This window comes from Hymenobacter elongatus (assembly GCF_004745955.1).
In the GTDB taxonomy this organism is placed as follows: domain Bacteria; phylum Bacteroidota; class Bacteroidia; order Cytophagales; family Hymenobacteraceae; genus Hymenobacter; species Hymenobacter elongatus.
The window spans coordinates 1-504 of sequence record NZ_SRLD01000136.1; the positions used below are offsets into that span (position 1 = coordinate 1).

Here is a 504-nt window from a genome sequence, read left to right on the forward strand (position 1 = left end):
TGCCTGGTTCGAAGGCCACCAGCAGGCAGGCCGTGCCCTGGCGCACATACGTGCTGCTTTCCCGCCGGGGACGGCCGGCTTTGGCCGGCTGCTCCCCCTGCGCGGGCTGCGCCGGCACGGGCGGGAGCGGCTCGACGGGCTGGCCGTGCAGCTCACAGGGGCGTTCATCGAAACAGACCACCGGAAAACGCGGGTCGTAGGCCCGCTCGTAGACGGCCAGCACGTCCTCCATGCGGGCCAGAAAGGCGGCGTTCACTGCGCCCAGGCACCAGTGCTGCTGGCGCTGGGGCTGTACTTCGTTTTTTTAAGCACCTGGCCCACGGTTTCATGCGAAATGGTTTCCACCAGGCACAGTTCCACGGCTTTATCGGCCAACAGGCGCAGGGTCCAGCGGCTGTGCCCCAATGGGGCCGGCGTGCAGGCCAGGGCCGTGAGCGCGGCGCGGGCCGCCCCGTCAAAGCGCCGGGGCCCGCCGCGGCGCGGGGCCTCGCCGAGCGCCCTGGC

General features: G+C 71.2%; 1 protein-coding gene and 1 pseudogene. Both read right to left on the minus strand.

Annotated elements, in window-relative coordinates:
* Positions 1–256, minus strand: a pseudogene (locus E5J99_RS21090) (hypothetical protein); the annotation flags it as partial.
* Positions 253–504: helix-turn-helix domain-containing protein (locus E5J99_RS21095; protein ID WP_135499768.1), on the minus strand; the 252-nt coding region annotated here is incomplete at its 5' end. The pseudogene E5J99_RS21090 and the gene E5J99_RS21095, both read right to left, overlap by 4 nt.